This is a genomic window from Rickettsia endosymbiont of Hedychridium roseum (assembly GCF_964028255.1).
Lineage (GTDB): Bacteria > Pseudomonadota > Alphaproteobacteria > Rickettsiales > Rickettsiaceae > Rickettsia > Rickettsia asembonensis.
Genome location: NZ_OZ034753.1, coordinates 656,338 through 673,063 on the forward strand (window position 1 = coordinate 656,338; position 16,726 = coordinate 673,063).

The window sequence follows — 16,726 nt, forward strand, 5'->3', positions numbered from 1 at the left end:
TCAAATATGCAAACTATTGAACAACAAATAACAAACGTAATAGAAGAATCCTTGACGGATATGGGGTTTGAGTTAGTTCTTGTTAAGTTTAAAGGTGTTAACCCTAAAGTAGTCGAGATATTAATTGATAGCTTAAACGGTGAAAAAATATCTGTGGAAGATTGTACTAAAGCAAGTAGAACTATCTCCGCTATTCTAGATGTTGAAGATTTAATAGAAGATGCATATTCTTTAGAGGTAGCATCAAGCGGTCTTGAACGTCCGTTAGTAAAGTTTGAAAATTATAATAGATTTTTAGGAAGAGAAGTTAAAATCAAACTTAAAGAATTATTGAACGGCAAAACTCGTTATCAGGGTAAAATAATTAAAGCCGAAAATAATAAAATATATTTAAAATTTGAAGAACAAGAAGTACTGATTGATTATGATTTAATTAAAAATGCCAATCTAGTTTTAACTGAAGAAGTATTTAAAAAATTACTAGGTTCTGTGAAAGTTTCTAATTGATTGGCTATTTTGAGGTATTTTTAAAAAATAACCAAAATTAAATCTTTTTAGAAATTGTACGCAAGAACCTAAAGCAATAAGAGATAATGTATGTCTAATATAGGTAATGTAGAAATTTTACAAATTATAGATTCTGTAGCCCGTGAGAAAGGAATATCAAAAGAAATTTTGATTTCAACGGTTGAACAAGCGGTACAAGTAGCAGGACGAAAAAAATACGGTAATGAATATAATATTAAAGCTCAGATAAATAGGAAAACCGGTGAGATAAATCTTTTAAGAATCTTAAAAATAGTAGAAGATGTAGAAGATTACTTAACGCAAATCTCACTTGAAGAAGCTTTAATAAAGAATCCGGAAGCTAAAATCGGTGATGAGATATATGAATATTTACCACCGATTGATCATGCTAGAGTATCGGCTCAAGCTGCAAAACAAGTTATAACTCAACGTGTTATAGAAGCTGAACGTGAAAAGCAATATCATGACTTTAAAGATAGAAAAGGCGAAATTATAAACGGGATAGTTAAGAGAATAGAATACGGTGATATAATAGTTGACTTGAGTCGTGCTGAAGCAATAATAAAAAAAGATCAATTAATTAAGGGTGAGAATTTTAAACCTAATGATCGTATAAAAGTATATGTACAGGATGTAAGGCAAGAAACAAAAGGACCACAGATTTTCTTGTCTAGAGTAGATAACCAAATGCTGGTTAAGCTATTTAAGCTAGAAGTACCTGAAATTCTTGAAGATATTATTCAAATAAAATCAGTAGCACGTGATCCCGGTTCAAAAGCAAAAATAGCGGTATTTGCTTCGGATAGTAGTATAGATCCCGTAGGCTCATGCGTAGGTATTAGAGGTAATAGAGTAAAAGCCATAACAAATGAGTTAAACGGAGAGAAAATTGATATAGTATTATGGAGTAATGATCTGGCACAGTTTATAGTTAATGCTCTTGCACCGCTTGCACCCGGGGAAATTACAAAAATTTTGATTGATGAGGATAGGCATAAGGTAGAAGTAGTAGTTTCGCAAGAAAATCAAAGTATTGCAATAGGTAGAAGAGGGCAGAATGTTCGTTTAGCTTCTAAGCTTACAGGTTGGAATATCGATATAATGACCGAAGAGCGAGAATCAAAAAGAAGAAACGAAGAGTTCTTAACTTCTACGGAATTATTTATGGAAGCTTTAGATGTTGAAGAAGTTATAGGTCAGCTTTTATCGGTAACGGGATTTAATTCGGTAGAACAAATCGCAACTAGTGAAGTTAGTACTTTAACAAGAATCGAAGGCTTTGAGGAAGAACTTGCCGTAGAGATCAAAAATCGAGCTATTAATTACGTCGATCTTAAGAATGAAAAGATTATCAAAAAGCTAGAGGATCTGGGAGTTGAGCAAGAATTAATAGATATATTAGAATTACCGCTTGAATTAATATTAAAATTTGCCGAATATGGTATAAAGACCATAGAAGATTTAGGAGAGATGAGCGTAAATGAATTTAAAAATTTAGCTCCAAATTCTAATATAACGGACGAAAATATTAAATTGCTGATTAAAACTGCTAGACAGCATGGTGAATTAAAGGATAGTTAGAGGATGAGAATGTACGTCGTTCCTGTGAAAGGGTGGTTGCATGAATCAAAAAACATGCTCGATGTCATTCCCGCATAGGCGGGAATCCAGATTTTTTATTGTCACCCCGTGGCTTGACCACGGGGTCCATAAAAACAATTTAAACTACTAATAATTTTAGTATTTTTAACTAGATCCCGTGATCAAGTCGCGGGATGACAATAGAAAACCGGTCCATGCAACAAAGCCTCCTCGCAATGACGAGAAAAACTGATCCATGCGGGCAACATTTCTGCGGGAATGACATAATAAGTAGTAGACGGAAAAAACAGAAACACAAAGGTTTTAAATATGACGGATAACCAGGAAATCAAACCCAAAAAGTTGACACTTGGCAATTCAAAATTATCGCTTAATAAGTCTTTTGACTCTCTTACAGGAGCTCAAAGCTTTGTTAATGCTAAATCTAAAACGCTAGTAGAAGTTAGAAAAAGCTCTACCGGTAGTACTACTACCCTTTCATTAAATAAAGAAAGAAATAGCTTAGATCAAACTGCTATTGATGCTAATAAGGAAGAATTTAACAGACGTTTATCTATTCTTAAAAAAGCTGCTGAGCAATCTAAATTAAATGACCCTTCACAAATAAGCACTTTAAGTAAACTTGCAAGTATTAACCAGTCTGCTAACTCAAAAATAGAAACGCTAGAAACTGAAGTAGAAGCTAGTGCTAAAACTGTCCAAAATAACGAAGATATACAGCCACAAACATCTAAAAAGAAAGAAGAAACTTTTGTAAAGTCTCCTTTAGTAGGAATGCGAACACGTTACGGGATAGAATCAGAGAAAGAATTAGATAAAACAGCAGATAATAAAGTAGTCGCACCAAAAATTAAGCTAGAAGAACCGAAAAAATTCAAAAAAGCCGATCTTTTCAATATGCTTGGCGACGATGAAAGCGGTAGCGGTAGAACTAGAACTAGAAGTCTTGCTTCTATAAAAAGAGCTAGAGAAAAAGAAAAGCGTAAATTAGTATCACAAGCACCTGAAAAAGTATATAGAGAAGTGACGATACCGGAAGTTATCGGAGTCGGCGATCTTGCAAATGCTATGTCTGAAAGAGTAGCAGATGTAATTAAAGAATTAATGAAGCTCGGTATTCTTGCAAATGCCAGCCAAACAATAGATGCCGATACGGCGGAACTAGTTGCAACAAATTTAGGGCATACGGTAAAAAGAGTTCAAGAATCGGATGTTGAAAATGTTTTAATTAGTGATGATAAGGTTGAAGATTTGAGAACGCGTGCTCCGGTTGTTACAGTAATGGGGCATGTAGATCACGGTAAAACATCATTACTTGACGCTCTTAAATCTACGGATATTGCTGCAAGTGAAACTGGAGGAATTACCCAGCATATCGGGGCTTATAGAGTAACTCTTGCAGACGGTAGAGCGATTACTTTTATTGATACTCCGGGTCACGAGGCTTTTTCGGAAATGCGGTCAAGAGGTGCTAAAGTAACGGATATAGTTATTATAGTGGTAGCAGCAGATGATGGAATCAAAACGCAAACGGTTGAGGCAATTAATCATGCGAAAGCAGCGGGCGTTCCTATAATTGTAGCTATTAATAAGATTGATAAGCCTGATATTGATATTGAGCGTGTAAAGAACGAATTATATGTCCACGAAATTATAGGCGAAGAGGCAGGTGGTGACGTTATGGTTATTCCTATCTCGGCACTAAAGAAAATTAACTTAGATAAACTTGAAGAAGCAATTTTATTAATTGCAGAAATGCAGGATTTAAAAGCGAGTCCTTTCGGTTCGGCTGCCGGTGTTGTAATCGAGTCAAAAATCGAAAAAGGAAGAGGAACGCTAACCACTATATTAGTTCAACGAGGTACTTTAAGAAACGGTGATATTATAATAGCAGGTAGCTCTTACGGTAAAGTTAAAAAGATGGCTAATGATAAGGGACTAGAAATAGTGGAAGCAACACCGTCTGTTCCCGTAGAAATTCAAGGCTTAAACGAAGTACCTTTTGCCGGTGATAAATTTAACGTAGTACAAAATGAGAAACAAGCAAAAGATATAGCTGAATATAGAATGCGTCTTGCTAAAGAAAAGAAAATATCTATTGCACCGCGTTCAAGTTTAGAAGATTTGTTTTTAAAAGCTTCCGGTAATAGTAAAATTAAGGAATTACCTTTAATTATTAAAGGTGATGTCCAAGGGTCGGTTGAAGCTATTTCAGGTAGCTTATTAAAATTACCGAGTGATGAAATAAAGCTTCGTATACTTCATAGCGGCGTAGGTCCGATAACGGAATCCGATGTATCTCTTGCACATGCTTCTTCAGCTATTATTGTCGGCTTTAACGTTAGAGCAGGGGCAAATGCTTTAACTGCTGCAGAAAAAGAAAAAGTCGATATTAGATATTATAGTATAATATATAATTTAATTGATGACGTAAAAGCTATTATGAGCGGTATGCTTGATCCGATCGTTAGAGAGCAATATATCGGAAGCGTAGAAATTAGACAAATATTCAATATTACCAAAGTCGGTAAAATCGCCGGTAGCTATGTAACTAAAGGGATTATTAAGAAAGGAGCGGGCGTACGCTTATTACGTGATAATGTAGTCATTCATGAAGGAAAGCTCAAAACTTTAAAACGCTTTAAAGATGAAGTTAAAGAAGTTAGAGAAGGATATGAGTGTGGTATAGCATTTGAAAATTACGAAGATATTAGAGAAGGAGACACAGTTGAAGTTTTTGAGCTAGTTCAAGAACAGAGACAATTATAGTAGAATTTTTATTATATGTCATTCCCGCAAGGCATTGTTGCGTGGATGAATTTCACCTCTGTCATCCCGTGGTTTGACCACGGGATCCAGTTAAAAATACTAAAATTATTAGTATTTTTTATTGTTTTTATGGACCCCGTGGTCAAGCCAATAGTACCGGACATTTTTTTAAAAGATCCCGATGTCATCCCCGCGAAAGCGGGGATCCAGACTAAAAAATCTTTAATTTTAAAGATTTTTTATTACATAGTTTTTGTAAAGTAAAGCTTTTAAAAAAAAGCTTTATTTTACTGGATTCCCGCCTACGCGGGAATGACATAGAACAAAAATTGTCCGGTACTATGGGGCAAGCGAACTAGGTGACACATTGGGTTTTACCGGTCCACGCAACAATATTCTGCTTTCGTGCGAATAACATTTAGTAGAATATCCCTTTTGATAAATTAATTAATTTTAAGCAAAATATAATAAAAAGTTAATAATTATTAGCCTTTATCTTGACCTCCTCATAATTTCTATTATAATGCAACGCTGATTATTATAATAAGAAATGAGGAAGAATTATGGCAATAACATCAATTTTTAATAAGTTACAAAATTTAATCCCACATAATATTTCTCCAAAGCCGGCTTCTTATCTTGCTAACGATGAATTTGAGTTTATAACTTATCCAAAGCAAATTACTAATCAAGAAGAAAATACTGATTTTTTAGCATTGTTAGATAATTTGATTAAGCAGTATGACGAAAAAAGTGCAAGATGTAATAAAAAAATAGTAGAAGCTCAAGCTAAATATCCTTTTTTAAATTCTAAAACAACCTTACAAGAAGCAGTAAAAGGTCAGCCAGATACTCTAGGCATCTCTCAAATCAAATATACTGATATTATGAATGAGCTTGATGGTAGAGAAAAAGTAACTAACACAGCTGAAAGTAAAGGCTTTTTCAGTACATTTAGTTCATCATTAAAAACAGTTTATGATTTTGGAGTAAAGAGTTTTAATATTATAAAAAATACATCTAGTATTCTTTCTTCTAAAGTTGCTGAAACTTTTAATCTTGTGAGTAATAAAGTTTTTTCTTATTTAAATAATAATGCTGAAGAAACATTTAATCTCTTAGATCAGCTTGAAACCCTTTCTGATAATGTAGAAGAAATTTTAAACACGCCTGAAAATGAATTAGATGAAGTTTTTGAAAAGATGACATATGAAAAATTGGCAGAATTAATTAATAATATTTCCGATGAGCAAGCACAAAAACTAGTTAATTATATTATGCCTGAGCATATTGAAAAAGTAATAGATTTAATTACACAAGATAAGTTGGATAAATTATTTAATGAAAATCCTAATAATCTTTCTTTAGAAGAACTTACCGAGCAGGAACTAAAAAAATTATCAAATGAGGATATTTCTGATGAATGGCTTAAAAATATAATTATTTTAGCTGGAGAAGAAAAGCTTGCAGAAAATTTTGATATTATTCCAAATAAAAATTTAGTAAGAATCATAAGTAATATTTCAAATGATAAACTAGCAACAATAATTTCTTACGCTTCAGATGAAAGTCTAGAAAGAATCATTGATATTATTGACTCGGGTAATCATGATTTATCGAAATCATTAGTTGGACAAATAATAACCTTAATACATGACAAGAAGTGTGCAAAGCAAGAATCAGGTGAAGGATCTGATAGTGATTCCGGGTTCTCTGATTGTGAAGATGAAATAGAAGTATCAGACAATCAAGTAGGGTTCTCTAATAGTGATTTTACTACGAAGTTATCAGGTAATGATTTTGGATTCTTTGATTATGAAAGTGATGATGTAGTATACGTATAATAAAGCTCTTATGTCAACCTATCTTATTTCACACATACGGTAGACAAAAAAATGGATTCCTGCTTTTAGTAATTTTGTTGCATGAATCAAAAAACCTACTTGATGTTATTCCCGCGGGGCATTGTTGCGTGGATCAATTTCGCCTCTGTCATCCCGCGAGCTTGTAGCGGGATCCAATTAAAAATACTAAAATTATTAGTATTTTTATTGTTTTTTGGATACCGTGGTCAAGCCACGGTATGACACCGAACGGATTTTTCGGTCCACGCAACAATACTTTCGCACCTACGCGGGAATGACATAAAACAAACCATGCAACAAGGTTGCTTTTAACTAGGAACGACGTAATTTATTGCTATTTTAGCATCAGGCGGGCGTATATAAAGCGGTTCGATAGAGCTATTTAACTTCATACCGCTCGATAATCTACTAGCAATATATCTACAAATAACCCATGCTTTAACTCGTGCAAAACGTGGCAAGGTTATTATATTCGGTAAATGTATAATTTGGTGATATATAAATTCAAGCCCGCTACCACAGCACACTATATTACCTTTCTCTTTTGCAAGCAGTTTTATAGCATACTCGAAATCTATCAATAACGGCTCTTCTATTTTTTCTGATTTATGAAAAACTTGCATATAAAGCTGTGAGCGATAAGCGTTTAAAAAGACATATATTTTATCATAATCTTTAACTTGAGTTATGGCTCTAAAGTAGGCATATTCAAAGTTGCTAACCGCTACTGCTTTAATATTTTCCTTGGCAAATAATATACCTTTAGCACTAGCAAGTCCTATTCTAATGCCCGTAAAGCTACCCGGCCCGCTAGTTACCGCTAAATAATCTAGATCATCATATGAACATTTAGCTGATTTCATCACGTCTTCTATCATCGGCATGAGATTCTCTGCTTGCATAGAAGGGCGTAATTCTTCTATATATGCCAGAATATTCTCATTTTCGGATATTGCTACCGATGCAGTATTATTGGCTGTGTCAAATGCTAGTATTTTCATAGATTATTATTTAAATAAGTCACTATGGGTGCCGGTACATGTGTAGTGTACCAGAAAATTTTTGAAAAATCTCTTATGTCATTCCTGCGAAAGCAGGAATCTAGGCTAAAAAAGTCTTTTTATTATATTGTTTTCTTTTTGAGTAAAGCTTTTAAGAAGCTTTACTCAACTGGATTCCCGCTTTCGCGGGAATGACATAGAATAAAATACCAGAAGTTTGCAGAATCATATTAAATTAAGCTTTTTATACATTTCTTTATATGAAGAATATTTATTAATATTTAAACTTTTTGCCGATTCTTCTAATATTTTTATTGATTCTGCATTTAATTCTTTTTCCTGTTCTATTTTATGATATATCGCTTCTCTTACAAAATTCATAATAGTATCATTTTTATGTGCAGTGTGAACTTTAAGAAAGTGATGTAATTCGTTTGGTATATCTATGCTTAATCTAGTCATGTCATATACTTATTTAAGTAATTACTTAAATAAGTATATCATCAAATAAGAAAAATAAAAGTAAAAATATAGAATCTTTAAGAATTATTTATAGTAAATTCAATAAAAATTTGGCGTGCTTCAACTTGTCTATTATTATGAAATAAATATCTATTAAAAAAATAGTTTGTTAAGGTTAAAGCTTGCCTTTTTTCTTCTAATGTAATCTCACTATCATCTGAAAGTAAAAATTTTGGTAAAATCAATAATTTATCTTTGTAAGGCCTCCCTACTTCATATGATAATGCTCTAGCTGATTTAGGTGATACATAGGTTAAATCAGTTGTAACATGAGTCATGCCGCACTTGGTAAGATCAAGCTTATAACCCGTCTCGGCAAGTAAAGCCAGCTCAAAATTAATATAATCACGAAAACAAAAATTCTTTGATAAATTATCTAAATAGTTAATTAGAAATGAAAAAAAATTAGAATGTTCTTCTCTCTCATGAAATAACTCTTTGATTAAAGATATAACGGAATTAAAGGCATATAATTTAGCTTTATTTATGATAAAATAACCGGTGTAAGATTTGATGAGTTCGCATTTAGTCATGCCGATATGTTCGTGTAGTCTTGCCTGCCAAAGAAAATCTACAATATTCCCTTCTTGATATATAAATTTGCTTTTTTTAGAAGATTCTTTTACAACTCCCGAATATAAACCATGATTTTTAGTAAAAACCGTAATAATAAATGTATTTTCTTTCAAAGGTTTTTTAGCAATTATTACTCCTACATCTTTGATATTCATAGTTTTTCCTTGGTGTCATACCGCGGCTTGTACCTGAGGTATCCAGTCTTTTTTAATTTTTTTTGGATACCGTGGCGGGGTCACGGCATGACATAGAGTGTTTTTTCACTCCACCCAATAACCCTCTAGCTTCCTTAGAATCCCCTGTATATACTATATTATTGTATCCTAGTTTGATTGCAGTAAATAAAGCGGCGTGATCCTCTCCTACATTTACGGTAAGCTCTAAAACTTTTTTCGGAAATTCTTTATTTAAAATTTTAAACATGTAATCAATTGCTAGCATACCGTAATATTTTACGCTAGAGGCATGATTTGTTAATATCAACTGCTCTTCTACACTAGATAAAAAATTACGTGCTTCTTCCAAATTTCTTATTTCATAAACTATATAGTCAAATGATTTGAATTCACTGAACGAGTCACTCGTCGCACTCCTATTAGTTATAGGCTTCGCTCCTTGCTCCTTGTAATTAAATCCAACTGATTTGACTATACTCATTTGATTATCTCTTTTAAATCCTTTAAATGTGAGACGGAAGATATAAAGTCATACGTTAAATTCTCAAGCTTAGAGCAGATAATCTTATTAAATCCAAGCTTTACGGCTTCTTTTATTCTTGTTTCTGCTTTTGCAGTTTTTCTTATCTCACCCGATAAGCTTATTTCGCCGAAAAAAACGCTTTGTTCAGGAACCGGTTTTCCTGTTGCGGCAGATATTAAACTCGCTGCTACTGCGAGGTCCGAAGCAGGATCGGCAATTTTAAGCCCTCCAGCGATGCTTAAATATACTTCATAATTAGCAAGATTAAGTCCTATCCTACTACTAAGCACGGCAAGTATCATTGATAATCTATTAGCATCCCAGCCCACCGCAGAGCGTCTAGGAGTTACCATATTTGAAGGTACTATGAGGGCTTGTACTTCCATAAGTAACGGTCTTGAGCCTTCAATTCCTGCAAAAATAGACGTACCTATAACGTTCTGCTCTCGCTTCATCAAAAATAGTTCAGACGGATTTGTTACTTCAATAAGCCCGCTGCCGCTCATCTCAAATACGCCTATTTCACCCACACCGCCAAAACGATTTTTATATGAACGTAAAATACGGAAATGATTATTATGATCTCCCTCAAAATATAATACGGTATCAACTAAATGCTCAAGTATCTTAGGACCTGCTAGCTGACCGTCTTTAGTTACGTGACAGCTTAGTAAAATAATTATATTGTTTTGCTTAGCATAATTAACAAGTTCATTTGCACATGTACGAATTTGTGAAACAGTGCCTGGAGGCGAAGATAATCCTTTTGTGGTAATTGTTTGAATAGAATCAATCACTACTAAATCAATATTATTTTTATTAGCTTCTATACTCGCAATAATATCTTCCAAATTAGTGGCTGCTAAAATATCGGTATTATAGTTAGTTAGATTTAACCTTATGGTCCTTAATTTTATTTGGTCTAATGATTCTTCGCCCGTTATATATAAGCAATTCATCTTTGATGCAAAGTTACTTGCTGCTAGTTGTAGTAACAAAGTAGATTTGCCTATGCCAGGGTCTCCTCCTATTAATATAGCAGAACCAAGCACCAAACCGCCACCTAGTACTCTATTTAATTCGCCTATAGGGGTAGGGATGCGTAACTGTTCGGCTACGTGACCTGAAAGCTTATCGAAATCTTGTTTGCTACCTGTTTTAACAATTGCTTTATTCGTGCTTACTATCTCTTCGACAATACTACCCCATACACCGCAGTCAAAGCACTGCCCCGACCATTTAGGACTAGTATTTCCACAGTTAGAACAGATATAATGCTTCTTGTCTTTGGTCATGTTTTTAAGCTATGATTCATTGTGAAGCGTTCCTATGTCATTCCTGCGAAAGCAGGAATCCACAAAAATAGTCTTAATTATTACATACTTGACGAAGTAAATATATAAAAATAAGTTTTTATAATTTCTTACTGGATTCCTGCTTTCGCAGGAATGACAGTAAATCTCAAAACCAGTAGCTTACTCTTACCATATAGTTTTTCACGTAAAATTTCAATATTTTCATCTAAAGCATAATCATCTAGTTTAGCCATCTCAATAACTATGATAGTACCGTCTTTAAGCCAGTTATTTTTTATCAGCAATTTCATTACTTTAGGCACTATATCCTTATGATAAGGGGGGTCTATAAATACAAGATCAAATGATTCATTTGCTTTCGGTAGATTTAAAGCATTAATATTAACCAAATTAACATTATTTTCAATGTTTAGAGATTTAGCAAATCCTTCTGCTATTTTTAATGAGGATGTATTAATATCAATTAAGGTAGCAAAACCTGCTCCTCTTGATAGGCTTTCAAAAGCAAGGCTACCGCTACCGGCAAATAAATCGAGAATGTGGGTAGTTTCGTTAAATAATTTATTACCGGTAAACTCACCGGAGGTTAATATACTAAATATTGCCTCTTTGAGCTTACCGGTGGAAGGTCGATATTTGATATTTTTAGCGGTAGGTATAATTTGGTTTCTATATTTACCGGATATTATTTTTAACACTTATTTAGTTATATGCTTCTTTTGTTGAATTTGGTTTTTTTTTTTCGTCCTTTATTTTTTCGACAAATCCTTTGCCTTTAGTGTTAGGCTTAAATTTTGCTGCAAATTTACCAGGCTCTGTTTGTTGTTTTTCTACAGTTGTATCTTTCTTTTCTTTTATTTCTACTTTTGGCGTTTCCTGGTTTAAATTATTTTGTGCTTGTTTTAAAATATCTTGTTCTTTAGCTTTATCAATACTATTATTTACATTATTTAAATTTTCTTCCCTTTCTTTAGATTTTTCTGTCTCAGCTTTTTGTCTTGCTTGTTGTTTTTCTGTTACTAATTCATCAATATTTTCAGGAGGCGGTGAGATATATTTATCTATACTGCTAGTCAAATTTTCAAATGATTTCTGAAGATTGCGTAAAGGTTTTTGAGTAAGTTTATAAGTTTCGGTAGCGACTAGACCTCCGGCTAAAATACCTGCTCCTAGAATAACAGCTTTAGTAGCAAGGGCCGTGCCGGTGACCAATAATACAGGCATCGCTACAAAAGGTGCAGCTGCTACTGCAAGACCCGCTACTACGGCAAGCCCTACTAAAAATTTCTTACTTGCTAAAAAATTTGTTACGCTGCTAATTCCTGATGTAGTAGTTTTAGCAATTTTTGTACAAAGCTGTCCTACTCCGGTTTTCAGAAACCAACCACTTTTTTCTCTTGCATGAATTTTATCTTGTAATTTAGCATGTTCGTTAACATTGACAGATGTTTTTTTACCGTCTTTATCTTGATGATCTAAATTCCCTTTAGCCTCGCCTTTAGTATCATGCACCTTTGTAGCATCGTTGATTTTTGCTTTATCAAAATCTGCTCCTTCTTTATTAATTCCAGCTAGATTTGCTGCTTTTAGATTTGCTTGTTTTAGATTTGCTTCTTTAAATATAGCATCAAATGCTTCTACTGCTTGCATATCGGCATTTTCAAGCACCGCTTTAGTGAAATCGGCTTTAGTAAGATCGGCACGCTGCATAATTGCATTTTTAAAGTTAGCTTCCTTAGCATTAATATTTTTAGCAATAGCATCAGAAATATTTAATCCTTCAGCTTCTGCTTTTTCTAAAGTAGCATTACTTAACTTAGCAAATTGTGCAGTTGCATTAGTAAGCGTAGCGTTTGTAAGATCGGCATATTCAAGATTTGCTTTATCAAGCTTTGCTTTTGTTAAATCAGCGTTCTTAAGTTTGACACGCTGCATTATATCTTCTCTTAAGTCAGCTTCTTTTAAAGATAGTATATTTTCAAATTCAGCATCGCTAAAATAAGCATTCCTTGCAGTTATGCCTTGCATGTTACATTGCTCTTTGAATTTTGCTTCTAACGCACGTGCATTATTCATAAAAGCATTTTCAAGATCAGTAGAAACTATATTTGCTTGATCTAGAAGTGCATTATTTAAAACTACTCCCTGCATTTGAACTCTTTGCATATCTGCATAAGCAAGTGATATACCGGTAAGATTAGAATTTTTCCATTCTGAATCTTTAATAATTAACTTTTCGACATCGGCATTAACCATCATAACAGCATTAAATTTGCTATTTGTTACTTCTGCTTCAGATAAATCTACTTTAGGCATGTAAGCTCTCGACATATTACTATTTTCAATTTTGCTCTTTTTAAGATCAGCAAAAAGAAATCCTGCGTTACGAGCTGTAACATTTTGAAAAACGGCATTTTGTAAATTAGCTCCTTCAAAATTAGTAAAATCTAAATTACAATCCGAAATTTTAATATTTTCTAAATTAGCTGAAGCAAATAATGTATTCTTCAGGTTAAGATTAGTAAGGGTTTTACCTGATAAATTAATTTCTGAAAGATCAGGGATTATATGTGTATCTTTTGAAAGATTTTTTTGTTTTCTAACAAAATCGGTAAGAGATAATTTTATGTCAGATTGTTTTGCTGCTTCAGCTAAATATAGATCAAATTCGGCAGAAGTTAATTTTATATATTCTTTCGGTATATCACGCTCTTTGGCAGTCGAACCTATAATATATGATGGGTCTAGTTTTATTTGTATTTCTTCATTTTTTAGCTGTTCAAAAATATCTGCAAGACCGTTACCGCAGAACATTCTAAGGTTATCTAAAGCATATATTTCAGTTTCTAGTTTATTTACTTCATGTTGTAACTTGTTGATTTTTCCTAGTTCGTTTTGTCGGTTTTGAGCAATAGTTTCTGCACTATTCCAAAAAGCATTTAAAAGATTGGTAGCAATCCCAGGATTATCTAGGTTTTGCTTTAGAGTTTCTAACTCTTCTTGCTTAGTCTTTAGCTCTTTTGATTTAACTGTATGTAAAGTTTCTTCGTCTTCCGTAGCTAGAATATATTTCTTTTTATTTGTAGTTTCATCTATAACTACTTCTTTAATGCGTTCTTTTTCTAAATCCTTATCTATATATTTATTTAGTCTTTCAAGATCTGAAAAAGATAGTTTTATATCTCGTATTTTATCTTTTAGATTGGGGATTTTATAGTTATCATAATCATAATCTTTATAATTAAAGTCTGTGTAATGAAGATTTGCTCCTCTAAAGTCGGTACCGATAAATGTACAATCATTAAATTTTACATTTGTTAAATCTGAATCACATAATATGGTATTTGTTAAGTCACAATTATTAAATACGGCATCTGTTAATATTGTACCTTGGAAATTAGCATTGACTAAATCTGCGTTAATTTCCATATTTTCTAAGCTAGTAATAATAATTTTATCATTATCTTCAGCGAAATATTTATTTTTGATAAAATTATTTAATGAGACACTAGGGTTATCTTTTATATAACCAAGATAATCGTTTAAGTCTTTTTCTTCACATTTATATATATTAAGATTTGTCATATGTTTTCTATATGATTAGTTAAAATGCATTAATAATAACACATTACTAATTATTTTTTCCAGTATTTTATTATTTATTTCTTTATAAGCTCCGGGTTTTAGATTATCTATTGTAAAATTACCATATTGAATCCTAATTAATTTGTTAACTTTTAGTCCAAAATACTCGAATATTCTTCTAATTTCACGATTTTTTCCTTCAAATAAAACTACTTCAAACCAAGAATTACTCTTATTTTGCTTAAGTAACTTTATCGAATGAGGATTATAAAATATCCCGTCAATTTCTAAATTTTTATAATCACTTTTTAGTAGAATATCAGACTTCCCATATGCCCTAACATGATATACTCGCTTTAACCTATTTGAGGGTAGCTCAAACTGACGAGCTAAGTCACCGCTATTAGTTAGTAATAACAAACCTTCGCTATTTAAATCCAACCTACCTATTGAAATAACACGAGGTAAGCCGGTTAGATGCTCAAATACCGTTTTACGAGATAAGGGATCTTTGTGAGTGGTAATTAAACCGACAGGCTTGTAATAAATCCAAAGCCTTGGTTTTTGCGATTGATTGATTAATATGCCTGATACTTCAATTTGATTACTAATATCAACATTTGTAGCCGGTGATAAAATTGTAATGCCGTCTACTTTTACTTGCCCTTCGAGTATCAGCTTTTCAGCATCACGCCTAGAACATATTCCTGCATTACTAATTATTTTGGCTAATCTCTGCATTTTTAAATATAGTAAATTTCAATAGACATCTTTCCAAACCAGCTTATAGAGAGGAATTTAAAGGAGACACGGAACGCAGCACCGCAAAGACATACGAGAGGATGTGAGTACCGGATCGACGTATAAATTACCTCTAGAAGCGAAGTGTGGGAAGATGTCTAATAAGAATATATAAAAATACCCCTAAAAAGCAATATTAATAATTTGACATAAATAATTAATATAATTATACTATATCGTTACATATGCTTTAACAAAATTACACGAATGTTAATTTTACTTATCAAAACTTTTTCCTTTAAAATCTTATCTTCTTTTTTTAGCTGATTTTCTTTTTAGCAAAAATTACATACTTTTTTCTTCAATCTAACTTTCATTAAATTATGCAAGAACTTATTGGTTCAATCCTGTTAATTTCAGGTACTTGTATAGGTAGCGGTATGATAGCACTGCCTATGGTATTAGCAAAATTAGGTATAATACCTAGTATAATATTGATGTTTATAATTTGGTTTATAATGTATTATACTTCTTTAATTAACCTGGAGCTTAATCTTCAAGCGGGTAAAGGCTTAACACTGGGGATGCTTGGAAAGTATTTTTCAGGACATACTGCTCAAATCATCGGTACGGTAAGCCTTAAGCTCCTTTCATATGCTTTACTTGCAGTATTTATATATGGAGGTTCTTCAATATTACAGAAGTTATTAGCTTTAGATACAAGTATAACTTATATAGGAGCATGGTATGTTATTATTAGCATTCTAATATTATTATTACCTCTAAAGTTAGTAGATTATATAAATCGAGTGCTATTTATCGGATTGCTTATAATAATTGCAATTTTAGTTATTGGACTTGTTTCCATGATTCAGTGGGACAATTTACCTTTATTCTCAGCAAATTATAAAGAAATATCTATATGGGGCGTAGTAATTCCGGTAGTTTTTACTTCGTTTGGTTTCCAAGTAATTTTCCATACCTTAACTAATTATTGTAACAAAGATGCTAAAATGCTAAAGACGGCGTTTTTATTTGGAAGCTTAATTCCTGCAATAGTATATATAATTTGGACTTGTAGTATTCTTATTGTAGTACATCATAATAATCCAACATTTTATCAACAAATGATTACAAGTAATGTAGAAGTCGGAGATTTAATTAAGGAATTAAGTAATATAGCAAAATGGCAGTCCATACAATTATTAGTTTGGATAATTTCAACTCTTGCTATCGCTACGTCAATACTCGGAGTAGGAGTAGGGCTATGTGATTCCCTTAAAACTATGTTTATGAATTCGATACCGAATGTAGTAATTCGTAATATGACCTCTTCTATTGTTACTATATTACCGGCCTATATTGTAGCAGTAGTAGTACCTAATGCTTTTATTACAATTTTAGGATTTGCCGGTATGATTCTTGTAATAATTGCAATTTTATTACCGGTTTATCTGTTATATAAAGCAAAGATAAAGAATTTTTATTATCCTGAATTGCAAAAACAATATCTAATTATTAT

General features: G+C 32.5%; 13 protein-coding genes and 3 pseudogenes. 6 read left to right on the forward strand and 10 right to left on the reverse strand.

Going from position 1 to position 16,726, the window contains the following annotated elements; all coding sequences use genetic code 11:
- Positions 1 to 6: 6 nt before the first annotated feature.
- The 3 genes from rimP (at position 7) to infB (ending at position 4,899) form a co-directional block, all read left to right on the forward strand.
- Positions 7 to 507, forward strand: a complete 501-nt coding sequence (gene rimP / locus AC5587_RS03835; protein WP_499162911.1) for a ribosome maturation factor RimP — start codon at positions 7 to 9, stop codon at positions 505 to 507.
- Positions 508 to 597: 90 nt separating this feature from the next.
- Positions 598 to 2,109: a transcription termination factor NusA gene (gene nusA, locus AC5587_RS03840; RefSeq protein ID WP_499162912.1), complete on the forward strand. Its 1,512-nt coding sequence runs from the start codon at positions 598 to 600 to the stop codon at positions 2,107 to 2,109.
- Between the two features lie 330 nt (positions 2,110 to 2,439).
- Positions 2,440 to 4,899 carry a translation initiation factor IF-2 gene (infB, locus tag AC5587_RS03845; protein WP_499162913.1) on the forward strand — a complete coding sequence of 820 codons (2,460 nt, stop codon included), beginning with the start codon at positions 2,440 to 2,442 and terminating at the stop codon, positions 4,897 to 4,899.
- An 11-nt stretch (positions 4,900 to 4,910) separates the two neighbouring features.
- On the opposite strand, the gene AC5587_RS03850 is transcribed toward infB, so the two are convergent.
- Positions 4,911 to 5,087, reverse strand: a complete 177-nt coding sequence (locus AC5587_RS03850; RefSeq protein WP_499163056.1) for a hypothetical protein — start codon at positions 5,085 to 5,087, stop codon at positions 4,911 to 4,913.
- Between the two features lie 375 nt (positions 5,088 to 5,462).
- On the opposite strand from AC5587_RS03850, the gene srfC reads away from it, so the two are divergent.
- Positions 5,463 to 6,743, forward strand: coding sequence for an SrfC family effector protein (srfC, locus tag AC5587_RS03855; RefSeq protein WP_499162914.1), 1,281 nt, complete (start codon positions 5,463 to 5,465; stop codon positions 6,741 to 6,743).
- Positions 6,744 to 6,856: 113 nt separating this feature from the next.
- Here the strand turns inward: srfC and AC5587_RS03860 are convergent.
- The 9 genes and pseudogenes from AC5587_RS03860 to AC5587_RS03900 form a co-directional block, all read right to left on the reverse strand.
- A pseudogene (locus AC5587_RS03860) lies at positions 6,857 to 7,014 on the reverse strand (MFS transporter); the annotation flags it as partial.
- Positions 7,015 to 7,072: 58 nt separating this feature from the next.
- Positions 7,073 to 7,765, reverse strand: a complete 693-nt coding sequence (gene tsaB, locus AC5587_RS03865) for a tRNA (adenosine(37)-N6)-threonylcarbamoyltransferase complex dimerization subunit type 1 TsaB (protein WP_499162915.1) — start codon at positions 7,763 to 7,765, stop codon at positions 7,073 to 7,075.
- A 225-nt stretch (positions 7,766 to 7,990) separates the two neighbouring features.
- The gene (locus AC5587_RS03870) at positions 7,991 to 8,227 is read right to left on the reverse strand and encodes a hypothetical protein (protein WP_499162916.1); all 237 of its coding nucleotides are present in this window, start codon (positions 8,225 to 8,227) and stop codon (positions 7,991 to 7,993) included.
- Between the two features lie 77 nt (positions 8,228 to 8,304).
- Positions 8,305 to 9,018: a DNA repair protein RecO gene (recO, locus tag AC5587_RS03875; RefSeq protein WP_499162917.1), complete on the reverse strand. Its 714-nt coding sequence runs from the start codon at positions 9,016 to 9,018 to the stop codon at positions 8,305 to 8,307.
- A 52-nt stretch (positions 9,019 to 9,070) separates the two neighbouring features.
- Complete coding sequence (locus tag AC5587_RS03880) at positions 9,071 to 9,409, reverse strand: hypothetical protein (protein ID WP_410526937.1); 339 nt, start codon at positions 9,407 to 9,409, stop codon at positions 9,071 to 9,073.
- A 107-nt stretch (positions 9,410 to 9,516) separates the two neighbouring features.
- On the reverse strand, positions 9,517 to 10,857 hold the full coding sequence (gene radA / locus AC5587_RS03885) for a DNA repair protein RadA (RefSeq protein ID WP_499162918.1): 1,341 nt from the start codon (positions 10,855 to 10,857) through the stop codon (positions 9,517 to 9,519).
- Between the two features lie 128 nt (positions 10,858 to 10,985).
- Positions 10,986 to 11,576 (reverse strand): 16S rRNA (guanine(966)-N(2))-methyltransferase RsmD, encoded by a 591-nt coding sequence (rsmD, locus tag AC5587_RS03890; protein WP_499162919.1) that lies wholly within the window; start codon positions 11,574 to 11,576, stop codon positions 10,986 to 10,988.
- A gap of 4 nt (positions 11,577 to 11,580) precedes the next feature.
- Positions 11,581 to 14,463 (reverse strand): pentapeptide repeat-containing protein, encoded by a 2,883-nt coding sequence (locus AC5587_RS03895; protein WP_499162920.1) that lies wholly within the window; start codon positions 14,461 to 14,463, stop codon positions 11,581 to 11,583.
- A gap of 15 nt (positions 14,464 to 14,478) precedes the next feature.
- Positions 14,479 to 15,204, reverse strand: a complete 726-nt coding sequence (locus tag AC5587_RS03900; protein ID WP_499162921.1) for a pseudouridine synthase — start codon at positions 15,202 to 15,204, stop codon at positions 14,479 to 14,481.
- Between the two features lie 14 nt (positions 15,205 to 15,218).
- Here AC5587_RS03900 and AC5587_RS03905 point away from each other — a divergent pair.
- A pseudogene (locus AC5587_RS03905) lies at positions 15,219 to 15,290 on the forward strand (palindromic element RPE1 domain-containing protein); the annotation flags it as partial.
- A gap of 354 nt (positions 15,291 to 15,644) precedes the next feature.
- Positions 15,645 to 16,685 (forward strand): annotated as a pseudogene (locus tag AC5587_RS03910) (aromatic amino acid transport family protein); the annotation flags it as partial.
- Positions 16,686 to 16,726 lie beyond the last annotated feature (41 nt).